We start from the raw sequence: 25,905 nt of genomic DNA, 5'->3' as shown, positions 1-25,905 counted from the left end.
GCACGCTATTCCTGAATGCCGTAATGTTCCAGCATCGCATCCAGCTGCGGCTCACGGCCACGGAAGCGCCTGAACAGCTCCATCGGCTCTTCAGAACCCCCGCGCGTCAGGATGTTATCCAGGAAAGACTGACCTGTTTCGCGGTTGAAAATACCTTCCTCTTCAAAGCGCGAGTAAGCGTCAGCCGCCAGCACGTCTGCCCAGAGATAGCTGTAGTACCCCGCAGCATAACCCCCGGCAAAGATATGGCTGAAGGCATGCGGGAAGCGGCCCCATGAAGGGCTTGGCACCACCGCTACCAGCTGTTTGATCTCTTTCAGCATCTCAAGGATTTGCGCGCCTTTGGCCGGGTCAAACTCGGCATGCAGACGGAAGTCAAACAGGCCGAACTCCAGCTGACGCAGGATAAACAGCGCCGCCTGGTAGTTTTTCGCCGCCAGCATTTTATCCAACAGCTCCTGCGGCAGCGGCTCGCCCGTTTCATAATGACCGGAGATAAACGCCAGCGCTTCCGGCTCCCAGCACCAGTTTTCCATAAACTGGCTTGGCAGCTCCACCGCATCCCATGGCACCCCGCTGATGCCCGCCACGCCCGGCGTTTCGATACGCGTCAGCATATGGTGCAGGCCATGGCCGAACTCGTGGAACAGCGTGGTCACCTCATCATGGGTAAACAGCGCAGGCTTGCCCTTCAGCGGACGGTTGAAGTTACAGGTCAGGTAAGCCACCGGCTTTTGCAGAGAACCGTCGGCAAGGCGCATCTGGCCTACGCAGTCATCCATCCACGCCCCGCCACGCTTGTTTTCACGCGCATAGAGATCGAGATAGAAGCTGCCGCGCAGCTCGCCGCTCTCATCAAACAGGTCGAAGAAACGTACGTCGGGATGGTAAACGTCAACATCCTTGCGCTCTTTGGCAGTAATGCCATAAATGCGCTTAACCACTTCGAACAGGCCGTTAACGGCACGCTCTTCCGGGAAGTAAGGGCGAAGCTGCTCGTCGCTGATGGCGTAGAGGTACTGCTTCTGCTTTTCGCCGAAATAGGTGAGATCCCACGGGTTCAGCTCATCAATGCCATACTCTTTTTTCGCGAAGGCGCGCAGCTGCTCCAGCTCTTTCTCCGCCTGCGGTCGGGCGCGTTTGGCCAGATCGGTCAGGAAGTCCGTCACCTGGGCAGGATTTTCCGCCATTTTGGTGGCCAGCGATTTATCCGCATAAGAGTCAAAGCCCAGCAGCTGAGCCAGCTCGTGACGCAGCGCCAGCTCTTCCGCCATCACTTCGCTGTTATCCCATTTGCCCGCATTCGGCCCCTGATCGGACGCTCGCGTGGCGTAGGCGCGGTACATCTCTTCGCGCAGCGCCTGATTGTCGCAATAGGTCATCACCGGCAGATAGCTTGGGATATCCAGCGTCAGCAGCCAGCCCTCCTGCTCTTTGGCTTCCGCCTGCGCCTTCGCCGCCCCCAGTGCGCTTTCCGGCATGCCGGAGAGTTCGCTCTCATCAGTGATCAGCTTGCTCCAGCCCATGGTGGCATCCAGCACGTTATTGCTGTATTTAGACCCCAGCTCGGAGAGGCGCGCGGCAATTTCGCCATAGCGCTGCTGTTTTTCTTTGCTCAGACCAATACCGGAGAGTTCGAAGTCACGCAGGGCATTATCCACCGCCTTTTTCTGTGGCGTGCTCAGTCCGGCGTAGCTGGTCTCTTTCAGGTTGCGATAAGCCTGATACAGGCCCTCGTGCTGACCAACCCAGGTGCTGTACTCGGACAGCAGCGGCAGCGTTTGCTCATAGGCTTCGCGCAGTTCCGGGCTGTTTTTCACGGAGTTCAGATGGCTGACCGGCGAGAAAAGACGGCCTAAGCGATCGTCCACTTCCGCCAGCGGCTGAACCAGGTTATCCCAGCTATAGGGCGCGCCTTGAGCGACCGCTTTTTCCACTGCCGCACGACAATCGGCCAGTGCCTGAGTCACAGCGGGAACCACGTGCTCGGGTTTGATTGCAGAAAACGGCGGAAGCGTAAAAGAAGAAAGTAACGGATTGGTCATTGCGCAGTCCTTGTTATGATGACTTGTCTGAGGCGCTGTTTAGCGCGCGATAAAGTTAACATGAGGCTAAGTGTAGTGAAAATCAATGGCGGGAAGGCGAGGAAAGGTGAAGCTGTCCGTGATGGCGCCTGCCGGACGGCGGCAGAAGTCTGTTGCTGCTACCTTTAACGCGTTATTGATCTTAGTCACAGCGCACGCCACTATCTGGCCGGTTCCACCGGTTGGCAGTTGCCTGCCCCGGCCAGCCACCGCATAATTTTGCCGGTTTTTTGCTTACTCACACGGAGTGTTGTTATGTGGTATCTCTTTGCCGCCTCACTGTTACTGCTCTCTTTCCACCGACGGGCTTCACTGGGGTTGCTGGCAGTGGCGCTGGTTCTGGCGGCGATCGATGAAACCCTTCAGTGGCAGGCGATCGGCGCGTTAGTTGTTATTGGGGCTGTCGCTCTCTGGCGAATGAGAATAAAAGAGCAGCGCACAGCGGCTCTCGCTGGCGAAGCGTTGCTGCTGCTCAGCGCCGTTGCGCTGATGCTGCATCTTCTCCCCGGCTTTAATAATCTGAAAATTATCAGCGGCGTTAAAGCCGGACCGGAAAGCGCCCCCTTCAGCTTTTACTACAATTTTGATAAGGCCCTGATCCCCTTTGTTCTGCTCGCCTGCCTGCCCACGCTGCTGAAACGCCCGGCTGCGGCACCCAAAAACCGGCTGTGGTGGCTGGTGCTGATGCTCTCTATGCCACTGCTGCTGCTGGTCGCCACGCTGGCTGGCGGCCTGCGCGTCGAGCTGCATCAGCCTGAATGGCTTGGCGCTTTTATGCTGGCTAACCTGTTCTTTGTCTCCTTTGCGGAGGAAGCGCTGTTTCGCGGCTATCTCCAGCAGCGCGTCAGCCAGAAGCTCGGCAATCTCTGGGGATTGTTGATTGCCGCGGTAGTGTTTGGTCTGGCGCACGCTGCTGGCGGGCCGCTGCTGGTGTTCTTTGCCGCGCTCACCGGCCTGATTTACGGCCTGGCCTGGCTCTGGAGCGGCAGAGTGTGGGTCCCCACGCTGGTGCATTTCGCCTTTAATCTGCTGCATCTGCTCTTCTTTACCTATCCGGTCTGGCAACGCCTGCCAGGATAACAGAGCATTTTCAGCGCAGGGCGGTTATACTGGGGCCAACATGTGCCGCCACCGGCGGCACGCACCTCACTTCCCACCGGACAGATCCCAAGACATGCTGAGTTATCGCCACAGTTTTCATGCCGGCAACCATGCCGACGTTCTCAAACATACCGTTCAGAGCCTGATCATCACCGCGCTTAATGAGAAGGACAAACCCTTCCTCTATCTGGACACCCATGCCGGGGCCGGGCGCTATCAGCTGAGCGGCGAGCACGCCGAGCGCACGGGTGAATATCTGGAAGGGATCGCCCGCATCTGGCAACAGGATGACCTGCCGGAAGAGCTGGAGAGCTATATCTCCTGCATCAAGGCGCTGAACCCGAACGGCAAGCTGCGTTATTACCCCGGTTCGCCGCTGATTGCGCGTCACCTGCTGCGCCCTTACGACAAGCTGAGCCTGACGGAACTGCATCCCAGCGACTACCCGATGCTGCGTAATGAGTTCCAGAAGGATGAACGCGCGCGTACCGAGAAAGCGGATGGCTTCCAGCAGCTGAAATCTAAACTGCCGCCGCCGTCGCGCCGTGGTCTGATCCTGATCGATCCCCCTTACGAGCTGAAAACGGACTATCAGGCGGTGGTAACCGGGCTGCTTGAAGGGTACAAACGTTTCGGCACCGGCGTGTTTGCGCTGTGGTATCCGGTGGTATTGCGCCAGCAGATCAAACGCATTACCAAAGAGCTTGAAGCCTCCGGTATCCGTCGCATTCTGCAGATCGAGCTGGGCGTCCGCCCGGACAGCGACCGCTTCGGCATGACCGCATCAGGTATGATTGTGATCAACCCGCCGTGGAAGCTGGAGCAGCAGATGAACAACGTACTGCCGTGGCTGCTGAAGCACCTGGTTCCCGCAGGAACCGGCCACACCAAAGTCAGCTGGATTGTGCCGGAATAACCGGCCGCCCCATGCAGCTCTTATCAGCAGCATGGGTCTGATTAACTAAAAGCAGCGCGGCCACCGAATAATGCATTATTAATCAAAAATCTAGTTCGTAAATCCGCCGTTCGCCGCTACAGCCTGAATACCGAGAAGTCGTGCGCCATCTCGGTATTCGGGAAAATCTCCCGGCATTCTGCCAGCAATCTTTCCGCATCCTCCCGCAGATAACGCGAGCTGAGGTGCGTGACGATCAGCCTTTTCGCCCCCGCCTGTTTTGCTGCCGTGGCTGCCTGTCGGGTAGAAGAGTGCCCGCGTCCGTTGGCTTTCTCCTCCAGCGCAGCTTCCAGCGTGGCTTCATGCACCATGACATCTGCCCCTGCTGCCAGTTCGCTGGCCGCAGGCGTTGGGCTGGTATCGCCGAAGATGGCCAGCGTCACGCCTTTGGTGGCGGGGCCAAGATAGGCTTTTCCCTCCACCACCCGACCATCCTCCATCGTCACCGTTTTACCCAGTTTAAGCTGCTGAAACAGCACCCCGGGCTTTATCCCGTCGGCAAGAAGCCGTCCGGCATCCAGCGCGCCAGGCTTATCATGTTCTTCGATGCGAAAACCGTAGCACTCTACCGGATGGGTCAGCGGATACGCCGTCACGCGAAAATGGTCGTCGTTGAACACTTCCCCCGCTTCTATCTCCACAATCTCCAGCGGGAAGGTGAGCCAGGAGCCGCTCAGGCTCAGGGTGGTTTCGACAAAAGCCCTGATGCCTTTCGGCCCGTAAATCGTCATGGTATCGCTGATGCCGTTCATCGAACGGCTGGTCAGCAGCCCCGGCAGGCCAAAGATGTGGTCCCCGTGCAGATGGGTGATGAAAATCTTCTCGATTTTGCCGGTCTTCACCTGGGAACGCATCATCTGATGCTGCGTCCCCTCTCCACAGTCAAACAGCCAGCAGCCGCTGCGCACGCCATGCAGAGTCAGCGCAATACTGGTAACGTTACGCTGGCGACTGGGCGTACCCGCGCCGGTTCCTAAAAATAGCAGTTCCATCCGGTTTCTCTCAGCCTTTGTTGCCGTTAAAAAAGTGAGCGGGATCGCAATAAATCACCATTATTGCGCGTTTTATTGCTCCCGCCCTATCACAATCATAGATGCAAACTTTGCGGCATTTAACCGAGTGGCGTTACACTACTGCCAATTCATTTCACTAACTTTGGAATTCCCGATGACCAGACATTATGACTATCTTGCCATTGGCGGCGGCAGCGGCGGCATCGCCTCTATTAACCGTGCGGCTATGTACGGACAGAAATGTGCGTTGATCGAAGCGAAAGATCTTGGCGGTACCTGCGTGAACGTCGGCTGCGTTCCGAAGAAAGTGATGTGGCACGCGGCGCAGATCGCTGAAGCTATCCATCAGTATGGCCCCGATTATGGTTTCGATACCACCGTCAACAGCTTCAACTGGGGCACGCTGGTGAAAAACCGCACCGCCTATATCGATCGCATTCATACCTCGTACGATAACGTGCTGGGTAAAAACAATGTTGACGTGATCAAAGGTTATGCCCGCTTTGTGGATGCGCACACCGTAGAAGTGAACGGCGAAAAAATCACTGCCGACCATATCCTGATCGCCACCGGCGGCCGTCCAACCCGCCCGACAATCCCGGGTGCGGAATATGGTATCGATTCCGACGGCTTCTTTGAGCTGGATGCCCTGCCAAAACGCACCGCTGTGGTGGGCGCTGGCTATATCGCGGTTGAGATCGCAGGCGTGGTTAACGCGCTGGGTTCAGAAACGCACCTGTTTGTACGTAAGCATGCGCCGCTGCGCAGTTTCGATCCGCTGATCGTTGAAACGCTGGTTGAAGTGATGAACACTGAAGGCCCGCAGCTGCATACTGACTCTGTTCCTGAGGCGGTGATTAAAAACGCTGACGGCAGCCTGACGCTAAAACTGGCAAACGGCAAGGATCAGACGGTTGACTGCCTGGTCTGGGCCATTGGTCGTGAGCCAATGACCGATAACCTGAACCTGGATGTCACCGGCGTGGAGCTGAACGAAAAAGGCTACATCAACGTCGATAAATACCAGAACACCAATGTGGCGGGCATCTATGCCGTGGGCGACAACACCGGTGCGGTAGAGCTGACGCCGGTAGCGGTTGCCGCAGGGCGTCGCCTCTCCGAGCGCCTGTTTAACAACAAGCCGGAAGAGCATCTGGATTACAGCAACGTGCCAACCGTGGTCTTCAGCCACCCGCCAATCGGCACCGTGGGCCTGACCGAGCCAGAAGCGCGTGAAAAATATGGTGATGACGCTGTGAAAGTCTATAAATCTGCTTTCACCGCCATGTACACCGCTGTTACCCAGCACCGCCAGCCGTGCCGCATGAAGCTGGTTTGCGTGGGCAAGGATGAAAAAATTGTCGGCATTCACGGTATCGGCTACGGCATGGATGAGATGCTGCAGGGCTTCGCCGTGGCGCTGAAAATGGGCGCCACCAAGAAAGATTTCGACAACACTGTCGCTATCCACCCGACCGGTTCTGAAGAGTTCGTGACCATGCGCTAAGGCGCTAATCACCAAAAGAAAAAGCCAGCGAATGCTGGCTTTTTTGATGCGCTATTGTCACAGACGCATTACGCTTTTTCGTTCGCTGTGGAGAGCTTTTGCAACACCGTAAGCTGTGCCACCGCCTCCTGCATCGCGTCCATCCCGGCGGTCAGCGTCCGCAGGCTGCCCAGATGTTTTGCGATGCTTTCACGCTCGCTGTTGGTTTTGTGGCTCATCGCGGCAATCGCATCGGCGGCGGCGATGCTGCGCTCGGCCATCTCGGCAGAAGTTTCCACCGTTTTGCTGGCGACGTTGCGAATACGGAAAATGGTCTCTACCGCCTGGCTGATATTACCAGCGGTGGAATCGGCCTGCTCTTTTGAAGAGTGCGCCAGCCGACGAACCTCACCGGCTACTACCGCAAAGCCGCGTCCCGCTTCGCCCGCTCTGGCCGCTTCTACCGCCGCGTTTAACGACAGCAGATTGGTCTGGAAGGCAATATTACTGATACCGCTGGTGATTTCATTGATACCGGTTGAGATCTTTTCGAGATCGTCCAGTCCTTCCCCAAGACGACTTTGCGCCTGCTGGCTTTGCAGGGCGATATCGCTGATAGAGCGGATACTGTTTTCCGCCAGCCCCAGCGTTTCATTCTGATTTTGCGTAGCAGATTCCAGCATCGGCAGCGCCTGCATTAATGGCGTCAGCTCCTGCTGATAATCCACCACCCGATTCAGCACTCGCGTCTGAATAGCGTTCAGCGCTTCCCAACGGCGCAGCGCACGCTGTGCGTAATGCCCGGCATAGACGGCATATTCCACCGGAAACTGCGTCATCGCCTTTACGTCCTGATTAAAGAACACCAGCGCTGACAGCGTCTGGTTAATGGGCACACCAAGAATTTCGCCAAAGCTGGAGAAGCCCGCCGCAGGTAAGCCCTTAAAGAAATGCGCATTATGTAACTGCCCTTCATTACCTACCCGCCGCAGGATACAGTCATTCATCAGAATCGCGGCCGGTTTACCTCGTTTAGCAATGAATGCCTGCCAGTCCTGCCGTGTGGCCTGTTTGAAATCGGTCTCTTCCAGCAGATAGAGGCGATCGCCAAACTCAAGGTCACAGAAAAATTGTACGCTGCCCGCTTCAATCTTAGCGATTGACCGAATGAAATACTCCTCGCCTACCTTTACGCCAAACGTCAGTCCTTTAAGATTATCCATCAGCTGTGGCTCCTTACAACCCAGCCAGCTGGCGATCGCTGCGGTGAAGGGAACCTGCTGCCCCTGTTGATCAAACACAGAGGTCACCGTACGGGCGATGGGATCGGCTTCCGCTATCAGCCAGCTTTTATCGCGTGGAATGAAGTTCTGACTTTTGAACGGTGCGAAGGATTTCCCTGCGGCCATCTGGCAGAAAACAATCACCGCTTTGCCCTGCAAAATCTTGCCGCCCACGCCAATCCATGTGCCGTCGAACTCAATCTTACCGCCTGCCGATCCGCCTATTGCCAGGCACGGGAAACGCCCGCTGTTATACCAGGCCTGCATAAAGAACCCTTCTGACGCGGAGAGACCGTCGCAATAGATCATTGCAAAAGTCTGGTCTGCTGAGAGAGGCATCTGCACCCTGAGCCGCTCTAACTCACGCTGAATAGCTTTAATTCGATCGGTAGCGGTCTGCGTATCGTTGACGTGCAGGTCAACAATATGCGTTTCATGACGGGCAATCAGGCTGTCGGGTAGCCACAGCCAGCTCCCCTGCTGCCCCGCCCCTTCACAATAGGTGGTCTCTTTTCCGCTGCTGCTCAGGGCTCCGTTGGAGGAGAGCGTCAGCACTGTGAGATCGGCGGAAGTAAAACGTTGCCAGGCCTGGCTGACCCGCGCGAAGTCCGCCTGGGGTGGTACAAAGGTCATCAGGATCCCGGAAGCTTTGTTGCTAAGCCCCGCTTGCGAAAGTGATGCAGGCAGGCTCTGGCAATCAAAAGTCCCGTTTGCCGGGCTACTTTTGCTGCGGAAAAGGGGAGCGGACAGGCAATGCCTGATGGCCATTAATAAAGACATGGTTTTTACCTTACTTTCTAATTATAGGTTTTGAGTGGTGATGGAAATGAGTGGTGTGGTGTAAAAAGGAGGGCTAAAGGCATGATCCATACGCGAGAAGAACTCGGTATCAGGAGAAAACGCGTCTTGTGCTTTCTGACTCTCAATACCTGAACGTTATCGCCCGTTGGAGGGGAAACTTTATAGGGGATGGGAGATTGTATGGACGCGCTGCGCTCCTCTGCCAGCCTTACCAGGCCCAACGCACTGACAATCCTATACAAAAACCCTGTTTATTCCCCGCCGCGTTCGCGTATTATCAAGACAAAATGGAATACGAATCATTAGCATTCAACAATCGATCCCCTTTCACTTTCAGGAGAGAAAATGAAAATTCGTTCAGCGCTGGCGGCCTCACTAGTCATAACAGGATTAACGATCGGATCTTTTCCGCTGGCTTTTGCGGCGGAAAAAACAGAAACGTTAACAGTCGTACATGCACAAGGGACAACGCAGGTGCCGCTTAAGCCGCAAAAGGTGATTATTCTCAACCCGGCAACGCTGGATAATGCCGATGCGCTGAACATTCCGGTAGCGGGCATCCCTAAAAACAGCGCCCACCTTCCCCCCTTCCTGGCGAAATATCAGGGCGACAATTACCTGAATGCAGGCACCCTGTTTGAACCTGATTATGAGGCGCTGGCGAATGCCAGCCCGGACCTGATTATCGCCGGCAGCCGCGCCCGCGATGCCTATGACAAGCTTAGCGAAATCGCGCCAACCATCGCGCTGGATACAGACCCTCAGTATTTCGTCGCCAGCCTGACGCAGCGGACAGAGCAGCTTGCTGCCATTTTTGGCAAGCAGGAAGAGGCAAAAACGTTGCTGGCGGGCTTTGCTGCGAAGATCGCCGCTATCAAAGCGAAGTCGGCGCAGGCGGGCACGGCCATGGTTATCATGATCAACGGCGGGAAGATGTCTGCCTATACCCCCGGCTCCCGCTTCGGCTTTATCTATGACGCCCTGGGGTTTGAGCCTGCTACCCGCTTTAAGCAAACCGGCCGCCACGGCAATGTCGTCTCCCCGGAATTTATTCTGCAAACCAATCCTGATTGGCTTTTCGTTCTGGATCGCGATAACGCGATAGGCCGCAAAGAGGGGCAGTCTGCTCAGCAGGTGCTGGATAACCCGCTGATCCGCAAAACCAGCGCGTGGCAGCATCAGCATATTGTCTATCTTGACTCTGCTTCGCTCTATATCGCTGGCGGTCTGCAAAGCTACAGCCAGCTGATGGATACCATCAGCACCGCACTGGATAAGCGCCAGCTCGTTTCTGCCGATGAATAAACTCTCCTTCTTAGCAGGCCTGGCAGCCCTGCTGGGTCTGATGGCCTGCAGTCTGATGGTGGGCGCAGGCCAGATGAGCTGGAGCGGGATCTGGCATGATGAAGATATGCGCGACATCCTGCTGCTCAGCCGCGTCCCCCGCACGCTGGCGCTGCTGCTGGCAGGCAGCGCGATGAGCGTGGCGGGGCTGATTATGCAGATGCTGACGCAGAACCGCTTTGTGGAGCCCTCAATAGCGGGCACCACGCAGTCGGCGAGCCTGGGCCTGCTGCTGGTGATGATCGTTAATCCCGCCGCCTCCGTGCTGACGAAGATGGTGATTGCGGTACTGTTTGCCATGGGTGGAACGGCGTTATTTATGACGCTGCTGCAACGGATGCGTATCAAAACCCCGCTGATGGTGCCGCTGACCGGCATTATGCTTGGCGCAATTTTCAGCTCGGTGACCACCTTCCTGGCGATGGAAACTGATCTCCTGCAATCGCTGGGAGGCTGGGAATCGGGTGATTTTTCCGGCGTGCTTCAGGGGCGCTATGAACTTCTCTGGCTGGTTGGCGTGCTGACCCTGGTCGCTCTGCTGATTGCCGACAGGTTCACCGTAGCGGGCATGGGGCGGGAGTTTTCCATCAACGTTGGCCTCAACTATCAGCATATTTTGCTGACCGGCATGGCGATCGTCTCGGCAATCAGCGGCGTGGTCGTGGTGGTGATCGGCGTGCTCCCCTTCCTCGGGCTGATTGTGCCAAACATCGTCAGCCTGGCGATGGGCGATAACCTGCGCAGAACCCTTCCCTGGGTCGCCTTATGCGGCGGCGGGCTGGTGGTACTGTGCGATATCGTCGGGCGGCTGATTGTCTGGCCGTTCGAGATGCCGGTCAGCGTCATTCTTGGCGTTATCGGTGCGCTGCTGTTTCTCTGGCTTCTGACCAGGAGGCCGCAGCATGCAGGCTGATACCGCTTTATCCGCACCTTTGCCTGCAGCAAAAAAGCCTTCGCCACCTAAGCGCCTGCTGCTGCTTGCAGTCATTGCGCTCGCGGCCATCGTACTGTTTATGACGGTGAACCTGCACGGCAATCTGCGCTATATCCTTGTTCACCGTGGCCTGATTCTGGCCACCATGCTGCTGGTAGCGTTCGCGGCGGGCGCAGGCACGCTGCTGTTCCAGACCGTCACCAGCAATCGCATCCTGACGCCCTCGATTATGGGCCTGGAAGCGCTGTTTATTTTGATTCAGACCGCACTGATCTTTTTTATCGATGCGGATGGCTTCAGGGTGCTGGGCACCGTGGGCAAATTCCTTGGTGAAACGTCGCTGCTGCTGCTTTTTTCAGTGCTGCTCTACCGCTGGCTGCTGGCGGGCAGAGGCGTTGATCTGCATAAGGTTCTGCTGGTGGGGCTGGTGTTTGGCACGCTGTTCCGCAGCCTCTCTGGCCTGCTGCAACGCCTGCTGGCGCCGGGTGAATTTGCGGTGTTGCAGGGGCGGGTGTTCGCCACCTTTACCCGCGCCGCGCCAGAGATTATTGCTCTCTCTGCGGTAATTGTGGTGCTGACGGCAGTGGTGATCTGGCGTCTGCGGCATCTGCTGGACGTGCTGGCGCTGGGCCGTGAGGCGGCTATCAATCTTGGTGTGGCTTATCAGCAAAAGGTGATGGTCGTACTGCTGCTGGTCTCCCTGCTGGTGGCCGTCTCTACCGTGCTGGTTGGGCCGCTGACGTTTCTGGGGCTGCTGGTGGCAAACCTCAGTTACCAGATTGTTGGTTCACACCGTCACCAGTATCTTCTGCCTGGCGTGATCCTGACGGGCATCATCACGCTGGTCGGCGGTCAGCTGGTGCTGGAGCGGCTGCTGAATATGACCGGAACGCTCTCTGTGGTCATTGAGTTTGCTGGCGGCGCGCTGTTCCTTTATCTGTTGATCAGGAAGACAACAAAGTGATCGAAATAAATGGGGTGGTAAAAAAATATCAGCAAACCACCGTGCTGGACAACATCAGTGAATCGCTGCCGGAGGGCGGGCTGACCTCCATTATTGGCGCCAACGGTGCGGGGAAATCCACGCTGCTGGCAGTGATAAGCCGTTTGCTCCTGCCGGAAGCGGGCAGCGTCCTGGTAAAGGGTCTGGATGTGCAGCGTACGTCAGGCAGCGAGCTGGCAAAAGTACTCTCTGTGCTGCGCCAGGAGAATCATTTTACCGGCCGTTTAACCCTGTATGATCTGGTTAGTTTTGGGCGCTATCCCTGGTCGCAGGGACGTCTGACGCCAGAGGATCGTGAGCATATTGATGCCGCCTTACTCTTTCTGGATCTGATGCCGCTGAAGGCACGCTATCTTGATGAGATCTCCGGTGGACAGCGGCAGCGCGCTTTTGTAGCGATGGTGCTCTGTCAGAATACCCAATATGTGCTGCTGGATGAGCCGTTAAATAATCTGGATATCAGGCACAGCGTGGCGATGATGAAACAGCTCAGGCGCGCCGCCGATGAGCTGAAGAAAACCATCGTGCTGGTGATCCACGATATCAATTTTGCCTCCGCTTATTCAGACCACATTATTGCGATGAAACAGGGCAAAATCCTCTATCGCGGCGCGCCGCAGGCGATCATGACCTCTGCGGTGCTCGGCGATATTTTTGATACGGAGGTCACTATCGAGAAGATCAACGGCCAGCCCGTTGCGGTCTATTACCGCTGAGGGCTGAGCCAGTTTTTAAGCAGACGCGTAACGACCGGCATCCACAGAAAGGCCGACACGCAGCGGCCAGGGACTTACGCGTGCTGGATGAACAACAAATCCTCAGCGTGCATGATTTCGGTGCAAAGGTGCAGGCCCAGCTCGCCGGTCCGGGATGCGGCTATCTGCCTCGCTACCTGGCTGAACCTCACCTTGCAGAGGGTACGTTGGGATAAAGTGATAAAAGACCTTTAATAAGTCGTCAAAAAATGCTGAACAGGGAAGATGAAAGGGATTTTACGGGGAGGTTATCTGCGGGCATCCAGCCAGATGGCGTAGGCTTCATCCCACAGGGCCGCGGGCGTACCCGCTTTGCCTAAACCGAAGCCATGGCCACCACGGGTGATGTTAATCTGCTCCACCGGCACGCCCATTCTGCGGCAAGTATCATGCATGATCACTGTGTTGTGAGGATTGGAAATCGGATCGTCTTCAGCCTGAGCCAGAAACGTTGGCGGGAATTTCCGGGTAACGTAATTTTCCACTGACCAGTTCGCCTCCTGATTTGCGGTAGCATTTTTTCCGACTAGCTGCTGGTGCGTCATGGTGTGCGTATAGGGTGGCTCAAGGGTGATCACCGGATAGATTAGCCCGACGCTGTCTACCACGGGCACCACCTGATCCAGCGCATCCTGAGGTTCATAAGTGGCAAAATCAGGACGGGCAGCCGCCATGCCGAAGAGATGACCGCCAGCCGAGAAGCCCAGCAGATGCACCTTTCTTTCCATTGAGCGAACCAGACGGATAGCGCGCTGCGCATCCTGCAGCGGGGCGAGACTGGCGGCATGCCACTTCTCGTGCGGCAGACGATAGCTGAGGACGTAGGCCGTATAACCACGGGCGTTCAGCCAGCGTGCAACGGGCCAGGCTTCTCCGCCCATGCCAATCCAGCGATAGCCGCCGCCCGCCGCAATCAGCACGGCCGACCCGTTAGGGTTTTCCGGCTGGAAACGCTGGATCGCCGGGCTGACAATATTTGACCATGAGCCATTGGCAGAAACCCGCAGGTTTCCGCTCGGTCCGCCGCCGCCCGGAGGTTCATCCTGCCAGAGTGGAATAATGTCTTCTCTGGCAAACAATTTTCCGGTGGTCATGGCAAGCACAGTGGCGCCGGTGCCCAGTATCAACCGACGACGACTAATCATCTGGCATATCCGTCCTCAATAAACAGAAACCCATTACTTTCTCTGAAAAACTCATGCAATGAAGATGCCAGCAGAAAGGCGGCAATCGCCATTTCACTGGATTGAAAAGGAGTGTTGTCGGGAATATCTCTTTTTATCGGCATGAGGTAACGGCTCTTCACCGCTTTTTATGCGATCTGACCCGTCTGATGCAAGCAAAAATGTGATCTGGTCGAAAAAAGTCTTCTGCCCGGATAAGCCGGGCAGAGAGGGGATCAGTGGCTGCTGACTTTTTCTTTGCGTGACAGGCTGTCGAGGTAGCCCATAACAAAAGCGGAGAGCACAAACGTCAGGTGAATGATCACGTACCACATCAGTTTATTGTCAGGGATATTTTTAGCATCCATAAACACCCGCAGCAGGTGAATGGAAGAGATAGCGACAATCGAGGCGGCCACTTTATTTTTCAGCGAGCCGGAGTCCATTTTGCCCAGCCAGCTGAGCTTTTCTTTATGGTCGGCAATATCGAGCTTAGAGACAAAGTTCTCGTAGCCAGAGAGCATCACCATCACCAGCAGCCCGCCAACCAGCGTCAGGTCGATCATCGACAGCAAAACCAGCACCAGATCGTTTTCCGCCATCGCCAGCACGTTGGGCAGCAGGTGAAATACTTCCTGGAAGAATTTGATCGCCAGCGCCAGCAGCCCTAAAGAGAGCCCGATATAGATCGGCGCCAGCAGCCAGCGAGAAGCATAAATGAGATTTTCAGCAAAACGTTCCATAGCTTTCCGTAAGCAATTCAACACGAGCGTCAGTATAACTGAGGAACTATTGCATTACGCTAGCGCGGCTGGGCGGAATTTAAGTGATTTTACGTTAGCGGCCCCATGCCGATAAACTCACAGCGTCAACTGAGCCGATCTCATCAACCTGCTTCATGACCCGCTGAACCTGACGACCGTAACCGGCTACGCCCTGAGTCAGGTCGTCGCCCGATCCGGTTTCGGTAAAGCAGCTGCCCGGATCGCACGAGACAAGCTTAACGGGCGCATGCAGGGCAGCGGTAGAGGCAAAAGCCGGGCTGCTCATCACCAGAGTGATCAGCAGCAGTGTCTGTTTTTTCATGGGCATATCAGTTTATAAAGTAAAAGGATTGGCCTGGCTCAGCGCCATTCACGATGCTGGTTGCGATAATCTCTTGGCGTAACGTTAAAATGCTTTTTAAAGACGCGCTGGAAACATTGCTGGGAAGAAAAACCGAGATCCATTGAAATGGTCATAATGGTTTTATGCGAGCTGACCAGACTTTTTGCCGCTTCATCCAGCCTGCGGCAGCGGATAAAGGTGCCGAGGGTCATGCCTTTCTTCTCTTTAAAAGCGCGCTGCAGGTGCCATTTTGAGTAACCTGAACGCGCCGCTACGGCTTCAATATTTAACCCGTCGTCCAGATGTTGTTCAATCCAGTCGATAATAACCTCTACGATTTCGCCTTTCACTTGTCCTCTCCCCTGACAACAGCCTGCACAAAGCCGTCGCCACTTGCGCGATGAATTTTATATGTTTATGTTTTTATTGGTAAAACCTGAGATATGCAAAAAATATTGCAACATATCAAAAGAAGATGGTGCGAATGTTATAAAGAAGAATAAAATAGTTCAAATAGATATTTTAAATCTCCCTTTATAGACAACCTCTATAGGTCGTGGCCATGATGGATCTCAACCTTGTTCGCGTTTTTACCGCTATCTATGAAACGCGCAGCGTTAGCGGTGCCGCGGAGCGCCTGTTTATTACCCAGCCTTCCGCCAGCTATGCCCTGTCCCGCCTGAGAAATGAAACGAATGATGAGCTTTTCAAGCGCAGCCGTACCGGGATGGAACCGACGCCGACCGCCGTCCAGCTCTATAAAGTCTTCAAAAAATCCCTGACCGGCATCGAAAAGGCAGTGGCCGACACTAAAACCTTTGTTCCTGCCACCTCGCGGCATAAATTCCGGCTGGCGCTTTCAGATTTAGGCGAGCTGCTGATTTTGCCCAGGCTGGTGGCTGCGCTGCGCGCCGTCGCACCGTCGATCCAGCTGGAGGTAATTGCGGTAGATACGCTCAGACTTAACGACTGGCTGCTGACCGGCAAGATTGATGCCGCTATCTGCAACCGTAATGAGACCGTCTCCTCCGCTCAGCGTGAGCTGATTTTATCCGAACGCTACGTCTGCCTGCTGAACAGCCACCATCCCCGGATTGGCGCCACGCTCTCGCTGGATGAGTATATGCAGGAGCAGCACATCATTGTCGCTGCCACCAGCGGTCATCACAGCGTGGAAGACCGGCTGAAAGAGTACGCTCTGGAGCGGGATATTGCGTTGGAAGTCCCTCATTTTGCGGCGTTAGGGGAGCTCATCGCCTCCAGTGAACTGCTGGTTACCCTCCCCTCTCTGGCAGCCAAAATCTACCTGCGCCGCGGCAATGGTCGCCTGCTTGAGCTGCCGTTCCAGCTACCAAACCAGGAGGTGTTTGTCTACGCCAACACGGAAATTGGCGATATCACCGCGAAAACCTGGTTTTATAATTTCCTGAAAGAGACCGGCCCCAGCATGATGGATCCCTGAGCGGCTCAGCGCCTGCCATAGATAACTCTGGTAAGAGAATCCTCGACGGAGAGCACATTCCTGCAAAGCCTTTTTGCCCGCCCGCCGTGCAGTTGCAGGAATGTGAGACGCCTCATGCCAGGCTGTGACTCTGGCTGAATTCAGCCCTGAATTGCCGCGCTTATTTCGACAAAAGCCCAATGACCAGCCCGCCAGGGCGCTCCTATAGTTGACTGAATACGCATTAGCAGTGGCGCCCTACACTCACCTGCCTGCCTGAATATCTGGCCAATGCTAATCACGGAATCACTTCATTTACCCCGGCGATAATAACTAAAAGGGTCATTACTATGACGGCTAAAAATGGATCGCATGTCCGCGTCTGGATATTAATGTTGATATTATTCCTGTCGGTTATTGCCTATGCGGACAGATCTATTCTGTCGATAGCGGGCGGGGCGATTAAAGATGAATTCGGCCTCTCGCCTATTCAGTTGGGGTTTGTGCTCTCCGCCTTTAGCTGGGCCTATGTGATTGGCCAGATCCCCGGCGGCCTGTTTCTGGACCGCTTCGGCACCAAAAAAGTGTATGGCGTCACGCTGGTGTTATGGTCCCTCTCCACGCTGGCAATGGGCTTTGTGGGGGAGTTTGCTAACGGGCTCACCAGCGCCTTAATTATCATGTTCAGCCTGCGCTTTGCCCTCGGGCTGATTGAAGCGCCCAGCTTCCCGGCAAATGCCCGCGTGGCCATTATGTGGTTCCCCAAAGCTGAACGGGGTCGCGCCTCCTCCCTGTTCGCCTCTTCACAATATTTTGCCGTCGGCATTTTCTCTCCGCTCTCCGGCTGGCTGGTTTCCGAGTTCGGCTGGCCCTGGCCCTTTTTTGTGCTGGGCGTCATCGGCATCGCCGCCTTCTTTGCCTGGCTCTGGTATATGAAAGAGCCGCGTCTGCATCCCCGCGTCACTCCCCAGGAGCTGAACTATATTGTTGAGGGCGGTGGGCTGATTGATATCGATTCTACCGAGGCGCGGAAAGATAAAAACCGGCTTTCACGGGCCACCTTCCGTAAATTACTCACCAACCGGATGCTCTGGTGCGCCTATATCGGGCAATATTGCACTATCGCGCTGAGCTATTTCTTTATTACCTGGTTCCCTATCTATCTGGTGCAGGCGCGGGGCATGGATATCCTTCATGCCGGCTTTGCCACCGTTGCCCCTGCGCTGTTTGGTTTTGCGGGCGGGATTTCGGGCGGCATTATCTCAGACTACCTGATCCGCACCGGCTGGTCGGTCTCCTGGGCGCGTAAGACGCCCTATATCGTCGGCATGCTGATGGCCGCCACGCTGATAGCCGCTGCGGGCGCCAACAGCAATTTCTGGGTGATTGCCATTATGTCTTTTGCTTTCTATGGCAAAGGAATTGCGGCGGGTGCGGGCACCTGGGCGATAATCAGCGATACCGCGCCGAAAGAAGCCGTTGGCCTGGCGGGCGCCATCTTTAACTGCGTCGGGAACATTGCCGGGATTGTCACCCCCATAATGTTTGGTTATCTGGTTGCGCTTACCGGCAGCTACAGCGTGGGGCTGATCTTTGTTGGCGCGCATTGCATCGTCGCGGCGATCTGCTTCCTGTTTATTATGGGGCCAATTGTGCGCGTAGGCGGTGAAACGCCAGAGGATAATCAGCGCTATACGCTGACGGATGGCGTGCGCTAAGCATCCTGCCACCGCACGGGGTTAGCACCGCGTGCGGTGGCAGCATCAGCCGTTGATCTTCGCGCTGAAAACCTTCACCTTAGGGCTTCCGGTACGGACTCCCGTACGTACAATCTCCACGGAGTGCTTCTATGTCTCTTACCCTTCTGACGCAGCTGGCCGATCTTCCCGCCAGTCAGTGGGATGCCCTGACGCCAGACGACCAGCCGTTTATCAGCCATGCCTTTCTCAGCACGCTGGAAGAGAGCGGCTGCCTGGGCAAAGGCAGCGGCTGGCAGCCTGAACATCTGCTCTGGACAGAAAAGGGGGAAGTGCGGGCGGCGCTGCCTGGCTACCGTAAATCGCACTCCAGAGGCGAATACGTTTTCGATCACGCCTGGGCAGAGGCGTGCGAGCGCGCCGGTTTACCCTATTATCCTAAATGGCTCGCCGCCGTGCCGTTCAGTCCGGTCACCGGCGCCAGGCTGCTGGGAGAGGCGGAAGCGGGCCGCCAGCTGCTGGCAGCGATACCCGACTTCCTGCAACAGCGCCAGTTACACAGCGCGCATATCAATTTCGGCAATGCGCAAACGCGCGAGCTGCTGGCAGAAAAGGCGCAGTGGCTTCCCCGTCTTGGCTGTCAGTACCACTGGCACAATCCCGGCTACCGCGATTTTCAGGACTTCCTGGATACGCTGATGTCGCGCAAGCGCAAGCAGATCCGCAAAGAGCGGCAGCTGGTTGCAAGCCAGGGGTTTGAGTTTGAATGGCTGACGGGTAGCCAGCTCAGCGAATCCCACTGGGACTTTGTCTATGCCTGCTATGCCAACACCTACGCCGTGCGCGGCCAGCGGCCTTATCTGACCCGCGCCTTTTTCAGCCTGCTGGCAGAGAGAATGCCGCAGGCCATTCGGGTGGTTTTCGCCACGCAAAACGGGCTGGCGGCAGCCATGGCTTTCAGTCTGCTCGACGGTACCACGCTCTATGGCCGCTACTGGGGCTGTCTGGAAGAGTTTAACCGCCTGCATTTTGAAACCTGCTTTTACCAGGGCATGGATTATGCCATTGCTCATGGCCTGCAGCGGTTTGATGCCGGTGCGCAGGGGGAGCATAAGCTGATCCGCGGTTTTGAACCGGTGATTACCGAATCCTGGCATTACCTCCGCCATCAGGGGCTGCATGAAGCCGTAGCGGATTTCCTGCAGCAGGAGCGTGCCGGGGTAATGGCCTGGGCAGAGGAGGCGCGTGAAGCCTTGCCCTATCGTCGCCAGGGGGAAGAGAACTGAAAATAGTCAGTAATTAATATCCTTAACGGAGAACTCGCCCGCAAATCGGTTGCGGGGAGCAGGCGTTGAGATAAATAACTTTATGTAGCGCTGTGATAAAACCTTCTGCTGCCAGCAAAGGCCCTGCATCAGCAGGGCCGTTCTGGTTAATCCTCGCCGACAAAACCACCGGTCTGGTGCGCCCAGAGACGGGCATACAATCCCCCTTTCTCCAGCAGTTCGCGGTGGCTGCCCATTTCGGCAATACGGCCTCGTTCCAGCACCACCAGACGGTCCATTTTGGCAATGGTCGAGAGACGGTGCGCAATAGCGATAACCGTTTTACCGCCCATTAACGTTTCCAGACTCTCCTGGATAGCTGCCTCCACTTCGGAGTCGAGCGCAGACGTGGCTTCATCCATAATCAGGATCGGCGCATCTTTCAGCAGCACCCTGGCGATGGCGATGCGCTGACGCTGCCCGCCGGAAAGTTTAACCCCGCGCTCACCCACGTGTGCATCCAGCCCGTAACGGCCCTGCGGATCTGACAGCATGGGGATAAACTCATCAGCTTTGGCCTGATGAATAGCGCGTTCAAGCTCCGCTTCCGTAGCGTGAGGGCGACCATAGAGCAGGTTGTCGCGGATGGAGCGATGCAGCAGGGAGGTATCCTGCGTAATCATTCCAATCTGCGCGCGCAGGCTTTCCTGGCTGACCCGCGAAATGTCCTGTCCGTCGATCGCTATGCGCCCGCCGTCCAGATCGTATAAACGCAGCAGCAGGTTAACCAGCGTGGATTTCCCCGCCCCCGAAGGCCCAATCAGGCCAATCTTCTCCCCCGGGCGAATGGTAAGTTGCAGGTCATCAATGACCCGACGATCGCTACCGTAGTTAAAATTAACGTGGTCATAATGGATCTCACCGCTGTGCACCTTAAGCGCTGGCGCTTCAGGCTTATCCGTGACGCTGACGGGCTGAGCAATGGTCTGCAAGCCATCCTGCACCATACCGATATTCTCGAAAATGCCGTTTACCACCCACATGATCCAGCCAGACATATTGACGATACGGATCACCAGACCGGTGGCCAGGGCAATCGCCCCCACGCTGATTAAAGAGTGCGTCCAGAGCCATAACGCCAGGCCGGTGGTGCTGACGATCAACAGACCATTCAGCGTGGTGACCACCACGTCCATATTGGTCACCATCCTGCCCTGCTGGCGGGTTTTCTCGGTCTGATCACCAATGGCTTCGCGGGCGTAAGAGCGTTCCAGATCGCTGTGCGCAAACAGCTTGAGGGTAGTGATATTGGTATAACCATCCACAATGGTGCCCATGAGTTTTGAGCGGGCATCGCTGGAAGCCACCGACCGGGATTTCACGCGCGGCACAAAATAGCGCAGGCTGATGATGTAGCCCGCAATCCAGATCAGCAGCGGCACCATCAGCCGCCAGTCCGCTTCCGCAAACAGCACCAGCGCGGTGATCGCATAGATCAGCACGTGCCAGAGCGCATCTACCGCCTGCACCGCAGAGTCACGCAGGGCGTTACCGGTCTGCATAATGCGCTGAGCGATGCGTCCGGCGAAATCATTCTGGAAAAAGTTCAGGCTCTGGCGCAGCACGTAATTGTGATTCTGCCAGCGGATCATACTGGTCATGCCGGGGTTGATGGTCTGGTGGACCAGCAGATCGTGCAGCCCGATGAAAATCGGCCTCAGCACCAGCGCCACCACCACCATCCAGATCAATTCTGTGGCATGATCGCGGAAAAAGGTGGCAGCGGGCGTGCTGTTAACCATATCGATGATGGTGCTGAGATAGCGAAACAGCGCCACCTCAATTAACGAACCTATTAACCCCACCACCAGCAGCATGGCGAAGCTTTGCCACACCTGGCGAAGGTAGTAGATGTAGAAGGCCCAGACGCTGTCGGGCGGCGTGGCGCTGGGCGCCTCCTGGAAAATATCGATCAGTTTCTCAAAGCGGCGAAACAGCATTACAGGCTCACTTTTACGGCTAAAAGAACTGATTTTAGTGCATATCCGGCGTGGCCTGCGGCACGGAGTGCCTTTTAATCACCGCCACGCGCTGGAAAATCACGCCCCTTCCAGCGGCACCACCACCAGGCGGGAGCCATACTTTGCCCGCTGTTTCAGCGTGGGCGACGCTTCGGTGATAATCTGGCTGACATCGCTTAACGGACAGACCGGCGCCAGCGCGCGATAGCCAATTTTGGAACTGTCGGCCAGGACCACGGTGTTCTCCGCCGCACGGATCATCGCCTGTTTAACCGGAATTTCAATCGTATTGATGTTGGTGATGCCGCTCTCAAAATGCACCCCTTCAGAGCCGAGAAACGCCCAGTCAACATGGATGCTGTTGATTTTATCGACCGTCTCCTGTCCTACCAGCGTATAGACGCTCTCCAGCATCAGTCCGCCCGCCACATGCACGGTGACGCCGGGGTGATTACCCAGCGCCATCGCCGTATAAATATCGTTGGTCACCACCGTCAGGTTTTTCTTCTCTTTTAGCGCCAGTGCCAGTGCATAGACTGAAGAACCGTTATCGAGGATCAGCGATTGTCCATCCTGCACCAGGCTGGCAGCATGCCGGGCAATGGCCGTTTTCGCCGCGGCGTTCATCAGCAGCCGCTCGTTGAAGGGCGTATCCCGGCCATTTTCTGATTCAACCGGTAATAACCCGCCGTGCGTGCGCATGACCTTGCCGGTTTTTTGCAGCAGGGAGAGATCCCGCCGTATGGTTGAGCTGTCCACGCCAAAAATGTCTGAAAGCTCGCCCGCATTCAGGTAGCCGCGTTCGGCGATCATCTCAACAATTTGTGCTCTGCGTTGTGCCGCTGTCATCCCTGCTCCTTTGATCTCTGTTGCACACTTTCATGCATATATTGTCGCACAACGTGCAACATGTCACCTGAGAGCCGCGTCACACGCGGTAAAATTAATCAAAATGCACCAAATAGCAGCTTGACCGCACGAATTCGTGCAGATATGTTTGATGTTATCAGGATTATTCATTTCCGGGAGAAGAGGCCTATGTCGGCACCCTATGTTAGCGACTATGAACAAGAGTTGGGGCAGCAGGTTAACGCCCTGACGGATCAGCTTAACTCCGCTCTGCCGGGCGCACTGAGCTCGCTGGATCTTACGCAGTACGATCGTATCGTGCTGGCAGGAATGGGATCTTCCGATTACGCACTGATCCCGATCGAGCGTGAGCTGATCGCCCTGGGGTTCCCGGTATGGCGTACCGATGCAGGCCGCTTACTGGATATGCCCAGCCTGGTCACGCCAGAGACGCTTTTATGGATCACTTCTCAGTCCGGTATGAGCGGTGAAGTGGTGGCGGTGCTGGAAACGCTTCCGGCACCCAAAACGCTGATTGGCGTGACTAACGATCCCCAGAGCCTGCTGGCTAAAAAAGCAGACATTGTGGTTGAGTTGAAAAGTGGTGATGAGGCTACCGTCAGCGCTAAAAGCTATCTCAATACCCTGGTCGCCAGCTATCGTACGCTTTACGCCCTGACCGGACGCGACGAGCAGCCTCTGTTACAGGATGTGCGTGCAGTGCTGCCGAAAGTGGCGGAAATTATTCAAAATCGCTCGCCGGTTCAGGCGATAACCGATCGGTTATTCAGCCATGCAAAACCTCGGGTGGCGCTGATTGGCATGGGCGCGGATGCCGCTACCGCCTTAACGGGTGCGCTGATCACCAAAGAAGCGTCGAAAGTGAGTGCGGAAGGCTTTATTGGCGGCGAATTCCGCCATGGCCCGATGGAAACCTCGGGGGAAGGCATGCTGGCCCTGCTGTTCGGCGATGGTCGCGACGCCACGCTGCAAACGCTGGCGGCCGATCTCCTGCAGAACGGCACCGAAGTGGTCACCGTAGGGCCGCAGGCTTACGCCAACAGTCAGCGCTGGGAAGCGCCAGCAGAAACGCCGCTGGCCCGCTTGCTCTGCGCCATGCTCTGGGTTCAGCATCTTACCGTTACGCTTGCCAGGGGCAATGGCATGGTGCCAGGTGAATTCCTCTACGGTAAAAAGATCACGGTAAAAATATGACAAAAAACACGCTTCCTCTTCGCGCAGGTATTGATATGGGTGGCACCGGCACCCGCATTGTGTTGCTGGATGGTGAAAAGGAAGTTGTGTCAGAAACGATCCCATCCGCCTGGTTTGCCACGCTGCCGCAGGAGCTGCGCGCCAAAGCGCTGGTGGACAAGATTTCTGCCTTACTGCCAGCAGGAACGTCGCTGGCAAGCGTCGGCATCGGTGCCAGCGGCCCGGTCAATAATCAGACCGAAATCATTGAAAACAACGATACGCTGGCCTGTTTTTCCTTTTACCCGCTGGTGGCGCAACTGCGCGAGCTGGTGGCAGTACCGGTGGCCATTGATAACGATGCGGTAGTGGCCGCGCTGGGTGAATACCATTTAGGCGCAGGCCGTGGCAGTCAGCGCATGATGATGGTCACGCTCGGCACCGGCATTGGCGTTGCGCTGCTGGATAAAGGCGAGCCGCTGCGCAGTTTTGACGGCAAACACCCGGAAGCGGGACATATTCCGGTCTCTGGCGACCCGGTAACCTGCTACTGCGGCCTGCAGGGATGCTGGGAAATGCTCGCCTCGCGCAGCTGGTTACAACAGGCGCTGCTGGCAGAGATCCCTGACCTGGTCTGGGATGCCCGCACGGTGCTGGTGTTAACCGAGATCGGCGCTGAGAATGCGCGGGTAGCCGCCATTCTGCATAAATATGGCCAGACGGTGGGGCGCGGTTTAAATACTCTGCTGACACTTTACGGTCCCGATATCACCCTGTTAAGCGGGAGCGCCGCTCTGCTGCTTCCGCTTTATCAGGCAGGTCTGGATGAAGCGCTGCATCGTGCGGAGGGCTATGCCGTTAACCGGCATATCTCTTACTCCTCTCTGGGTGATGCGGCGGGCGCACTGGGCGCGGCCCTTCTGCCCACGCTAAGGCAGGCCAAAGTTTAACTATCTTCTGACGCGTGGCGGGCGTGTCGGGAGCGGCGAATCGGCCAACAGTCAGGGGAACCCCGTCAGCTGTAAGCATAAAATAAGAAAGTGCTCGTAATGAAGTCCTGGTCTCTCTGATCTGCAGAGAGCCAGGCATTTTACCGAACGTGAAAAATATTGACCCATCGCTTTTCCTTTACCGTATTGGAGAGTTTTTATGACGAGTCGATTCACCCCCCGTATCACCGGTTATTTACTTACCCTGCTGGCCCTCAGCGCCTCCGGGATCGCTTCTGCAAAAACCCAAATTAACGCCCTGTTTATGTCCCAGGCCGCCTACAGTGAAACCGACGTGCGCGCCATGACCAGTGACTTTGAAAAAGAGCATCCCGACGTCAGCGTCAACCTGGAGTTTGTCCCTTACGAAGCGTTGCACGATAAAATCATCGCGGCGCGTGGTGCCGGCAGCAACGGCTACGATGTGGTGCTGTTTGATGACATGTGGCCTGCTGAATTTGGCAAATTCAATATGCTGAAAGATATCACCAGCAACATTACGCCGGAGGAAAAAGCCAAAGTCTTTGAGGGCGCCTGGAGCACCGTAAGCTGGAATAACAAACAGTGGGGAATGCCGTGGATCCTCGACACCAAATACCTTTACTACAACAAAGCGATGCTGGCCAAAGCGGGGATCGCCAGGCCGCCTGAAACCTGGCAACAGGTGATGGAACAGTCGCAGATCCTGAAAGAGAAAGGCATTGTGAAGTATCCGCTGGTCTGGAGCTGGTCACAGGCTGAGGCGCTGGTGTGTGACTACACCACGCTGGTCTCTGCCTTTGGCGGCCAGTTCTGGCAAAACGGCAAGCTGAACTTCAGCGATGCCGGGTCGGTGAAAGCGGTGGAGTATATGAAGGCTTCGCTGGATAAAGGGGTGACCAATCCAAACTCCCGTGAATACCTGGAAGAGGATGTGCGCAAGGTCTTCTCTAACGGCGATGCCGCGTTCGCCCTGAACTGGACCTACATGTACAACATGGCTAACGATCCGAAACAGAGCAAAGTGGCCGGCGACGTCGGCATTGTCCCGGCGCCTTCAGAGAAGCCGGGCGCGGTCGCGGCGATGAATGGCTCAATGGGGCTGGGCGTGACGCAGGCCAGCAGCCATCCTGATGAGTCCTGGGCCTATATCCGCTATCTCACCTCGCAGCCGGTACAGAACAAATATGCCCGTCTGAGCCTGCCGATCTGGAAATCTTCCTATGATGACCCGGCGGTGCAAAAAGGGCAGGAGCCGCTGATCGCTGCCGCGAAGCCGGCGCTGGATGTGATGCTGATGCGCCCGATTACTGCCGACTACTCCCGTCTCTCCAACACCCTGCAGCAGCAGCTTCAGCAGGTCCTGCAGGGTCAGGTCACGCCGGAAGCGGGTATGCAAGCGGTAACCAAAAGCGCACAACGTCTGCGTTAAGGAATAACG

General features: G+C 56.2%; 23 protein-coding genes and 1 pseudogene. 14 read left to right on the top strand and 10 right to left on the bottom strand.

The genetic code is table 11. The features are described 5' to 3' along the window. Window positions 1-5 precede the first annotated feature (5 nt). The gene (gene prlC / locus Q3V30_RS01285; protein ID WP_306209728.1) at window positions 6-2,045 is read right to left on the bottom strand and encodes an oligopeptidase A; all 2,040 of its coding nucleotides are present in this window, start codon (window positions 2,043-2,045) and stop codon (window positions 6-8) included. A gap of 66 nt (window positions 2,046-2,111) precedes the next feature. Beyond that, window positions 2,112-2,234: a hypothetical protein gene (locus Q3V30_RS01280; RefSeq protein WP_306209726.1), complete on the bottom strand. Its 123-nt coding sequence runs from the start codon at window positions 2,232-2,234 to the stop codon at window positions 2,112-2,114. Window positions 2,235-2,339: 105 nt separating this feature from the next. Here Q3V30_RS01280 and Q3V30_RS01275 point away from each other — a divergent pair, with 105 nt between their 5' ends. Together Q3V30_RS01275 and Q3V30_RS01270 are read left to right on the top strand one after the other, a co-directional pair. Next, entirely contained in the window at window positions 2,340-3,164 is an 825-nt protein-coding gene (locus tag Q3V30_RS01275; protein ID WP_306209724.1) for a CPBP family intramembrane glutamic endopeptidase, read from the top strand. 94 nt (window positions 3,165-3,258) lie between these two features. Next, on the top strand, window positions 3,259-4,101 hold the full coding sequence (locus Q3V30_RS01270) for a 23S rRNA (adenine(2030)-N(6))-methyltransferase RlmJ (protein WP_306209722.1): 843 nt from the start codon (window positions 3,259-3,261) through the stop codon (window positions 4,099-4,101). A 116-nt stretch (window positions 4,102-4,217) separates the two neighbouring features. Here Q3V30_RS01270 and rnz read toward each other — a convergent pair whose 3' ends face one another. Next, window positions 4,218-5,132 (bottom strand): ribonuclease Z, encoded by a 915-nt coding sequence (gene rnz, locus Q3V30_RS01265; protein ID WP_306209720.1) that lies wholly within the window; start codon window positions 5,130-5,132, stop codon window positions 4,218-4,220. 175 nt (window positions 5,133-5,307) lie between these two features. Between rnz and gorA the strand changes: the two genes are divergently transcribed. Beyond that, window positions 5,308-6,660 (top strand): glutathione-disulfide reductase, encoded by a 1,353-nt coding sequence (gene gorA, locus Q3V30_RS01260; RefSeq protein ID WP_306209718.1) that lies wholly within the window; start codon window positions 5,308-5,310, stop codon window positions 6,658-6,660. Between the two features lie 68 nt (window positions 6,661-6,728). On the opposite strand, the gene Q3V30_RS01255 is transcribed toward gorA, so the two are convergent. Next, on the bottom strand, window positions 6,729-8,690 hold the full coding sequence (locus tag Q3V30_RS01255) for a methyl-accepting chemotaxis protein (protein ID WP_428979275.1): 1,962 nt from the start codon (window positions 8,688-8,690) through the stop codon (window positions 6,729-6,731). A 378-nt stretch (window positions 8,691-9,068) separates the two neighbouring features. Between Q3V30_RS01255 and Q3V30_RS01250 the strand changes: the two genes are divergently transcribed. The 5 genes and pseudogenes from Q3V30_RS01250 to Q3V30_RS01230 all read left to right on the top strand — a co-directional run. Then, on the top strand, window positions 9,069-10,028 hold the full coding sequence (locus tag Q3V30_RS01250; RefSeq protein ID WP_306209714.1) for a siderophore ABC transporter substrate-binding protein: 960 nt from the start codon (window positions 9,069-9,071) through the stop codon (window positions 10,026-10,028). Then, on the top strand, window positions 10,021-10,980 hold the full coding sequence (locus Q3V30_RS01245; RefSeq protein WP_306209712.1) for an ABC transporter permease: 960 nt from the start codon (window positions 10,021-10,023) through the stop codon (window positions 10,978-10,980). The genes Q3V30_RS01250 and Q3V30_RS01245 overlap by 8 nt, the downstream gene beginning before the upstream one ends. Then, window positions 10,970-11,965 carry an iron chelate uptake ABC transporter family permease subunit gene (locus Q3V30_RS01240; RefSeq protein ID WP_306209710.1) on the top strand — a complete coding sequence of 332 codons (996 nt, stop codon included), beginning with the start codon at window positions 10,970-10,972 and terminating at the stop codon, window positions 11,963-11,965. Before Q3V30_RS01245 ends, Q3V30_RS01240 begins: the two co-directional genes overlap by 11 nt. Next, window positions 11,962-12,720 (top strand): iron ABC transporter ATP-binding protein, encoded by a 759-nt coding sequence (locus tag Q3V30_RS01235; RefSeq protein WP_306209708.1) that lies wholly within the window; start codon window positions 11,962-11,964, stop codon window positions 12,718-12,720. The genes Q3V30_RS01240 and Q3V30_RS01235 overlap by 4 nt, the downstream gene beginning before the upstream one ends. Before the next feature lie 74 nt (window positions 12,721-12,794). Continuing rightward, window positions 12,795-12,929 (top strand): annotated as a pseudogene (locus Q3V30_RS01230) (LysR family transcriptional regulator); the annotation flags it as partial. Between the two features lie 78 nt (window positions 12,930-13,007). Here the strand turns inward: Q3V30_RS01230 and Q3V30_RS01225 are convergent. From Q3V30_RS01225 to Q3V30_RS01210, 4 genes are all read right to left on the bottom strand, one after another. Further along, on the bottom strand, window positions 13,008-13,904 hold the full coding sequence (locus tag Q3V30_RS01225; protein WP_306209706.1) for an alpha/beta hydrolase: 897 nt from the start codon (window positions 13,902-13,904) through the stop codon (window positions 13,008-13,010). 254 nt (window positions 13,905-14,158) lie between these two features. Next, window positions 14,159-14,665, bottom strand: coding sequence for a TIGR00645 family protein (locus tag Q3V30_RS01220; RefSeq protein WP_306209704.1), 507 nt, complete (start codon window positions 14,663-14,665; stop codon window positions 14,159-14,161). 94 nt (window positions 14,666-14,759) lie between these two features. Continuing rightward, the gene (locus Q3V30_RS01215) at window positions 14,760-15,008 is read right to left on the bottom strand and encodes a hypothetical protein (RefSeq protein WP_306209702.1); all 249 of its coding nucleotides are present in this window, start codon (window positions 15,006-15,008) and stop codon (window positions 14,760-14,762) included. Window positions 15,009-15,046: 38 nt separating this feature from the next. Next, the gene (locus Q3V30_RS01210) at window positions 15,047-15,379 is read right to left on the bottom strand and encodes a helix-turn-helix domain-containing protein (protein ID WP_306209700.1); all 333 of its coding nucleotides are present in this window, start codon (window positions 15,377-15,379) and stop codon (window positions 15,047-15,049) included. Window positions 15,380-15,591: 212 nt separating this feature from the next. Between Q3V30_RS01210 and Q3V30_RS01205 the strand changes: the two genes are divergently transcribed. The 3 genes from Q3V30_RS01205 to Q3V30_RS01195 all read left to right on the top strand — a co-directional run bounded on the left by Q3V30_RS01205 (window position 15,592) and on the right by Q3V30_RS01195 (window position 19,453). Beyond that, window positions 15,592-16,491, top strand: a complete 900-nt coding sequence (locus tag Q3V30_RS01205) for a LysR family transcriptional regulator (RefSeq protein WP_306209698.1) — start codon at window positions 15,592-15,594, stop codon at window positions 16,489-16,491. A gap of 329 nt (window positions 16,492-16,820) precedes the next feature. Then, window positions 16,821-18,188 (top strand): MFS transporter, encoded by a 1,368-nt coding sequence (locus Q3V30_RS01200; protein ID WP_306209696.1) that lies wholly within the window; start codon window positions 16,821-16,823, stop codon window positions 18,186-18,188. 131 nt (window positions 18,189-18,319) lie between these two features. Then, complete coding sequence (locus Q3V30_RS01195; protein ID WP_306209694.1) at window positions 18,320-19,453, top strand: GNAT family N-acetyltransferase; 1,134 nt, start codon at window positions 18,320-18,322, stop codon at window positions 19,451-19,453. Between the two features lie 146 nt (window positions 19,454-19,599). Here Q3V30_RS01195 and Q3V30_RS01190 read toward each other — a convergent pair whose 3' ends face one another. Then, on the bottom strand, window positions 19,600-21,432 hold the full coding sequence (locus Q3V30_RS01190; protein ID WP_306209693.1) for an ABC transporter ATP-binding protein: 1,833 nt from the start codon (window positions 21,430-21,432) through the stop codon (window positions 19,600-19,602). 99 nt (window positions 21,433-21,531) lie between these two features. After that, the gene (locus tag Q3V30_RS01185; RefSeq protein ID WP_306209691.1) at window positions 21,532-22,302 is read right to left on the bottom strand and encodes a DeoR/GlpR family DNA-binding transcription regulator; all 771 of its coding nucleotides are present in this window, start codon (window positions 22,300-22,302) and stop codon (window positions 21,532-21,534) included. Window positions 22,303-22,491: 189 nt separating this feature from the next. Here Q3V30_RS01185 and Q3V30_RS01180 point away from each other — a divergent pair, with 189 nt between their 5' ends. The 3 genes from Q3V30_RS01180 to Q3V30_RS01170 all read left to right on the top strand — a co-directional run bounded on the left by Q3V30_RS01180 (window position 22,492) and on the right by Q3V30_RS01170 (window position 25,896). Further along, window positions 22,492-23,517 carry an SIS domain-containing protein gene (locus Q3V30_RS01180; protein ID WP_306209689.1) on the top strand — a complete coding sequence of 342 codons (1,026 nt, stop codon included), beginning with the start codon at window positions 22,492-22,494 and terminating at the stop codon, window positions 23,515-23,517. Then, entirely contained in the window at window positions 23,514-24,446 is a 933-nt protein-coding gene (locus Q3V30_RS01175) for an ROK family protein (protein ID WP_306209687.1), read from the top strand. The genes Q3V30_RS01180 and Q3V30_RS01175 overlap by 4 nt, the downstream gene beginning before the upstream one ends. Window positions 24,447-24,645: 199 nt before the next feature. Next, window positions 24,646-25,896, top strand: coding sequence for an extracellular solute-binding protein (locus Q3V30_RS01170; RefSeq protein WP_306209685.1), 1,251 nt, complete (start codon window positions 24,646-24,648; stop codon window positions 25,894-25,896). The last annotated feature ends 9 nt before the right edge of the window (window positions 25,897-25,905 follow it).

This window comes from Erwinia pyri, from assembly GCF_030758455.1.
Classification (GTDB): Bacteria; Pseudomonadota; Gammaproteobacteria; order Enterobacterales; family Enterobacteriaceae; genus Erwinia; species Erwinia pyri.
Note: the sequence above shows the minus strand (reverse complement) of the source record. Positions and strands in the feature narration are given on the sequence as shown.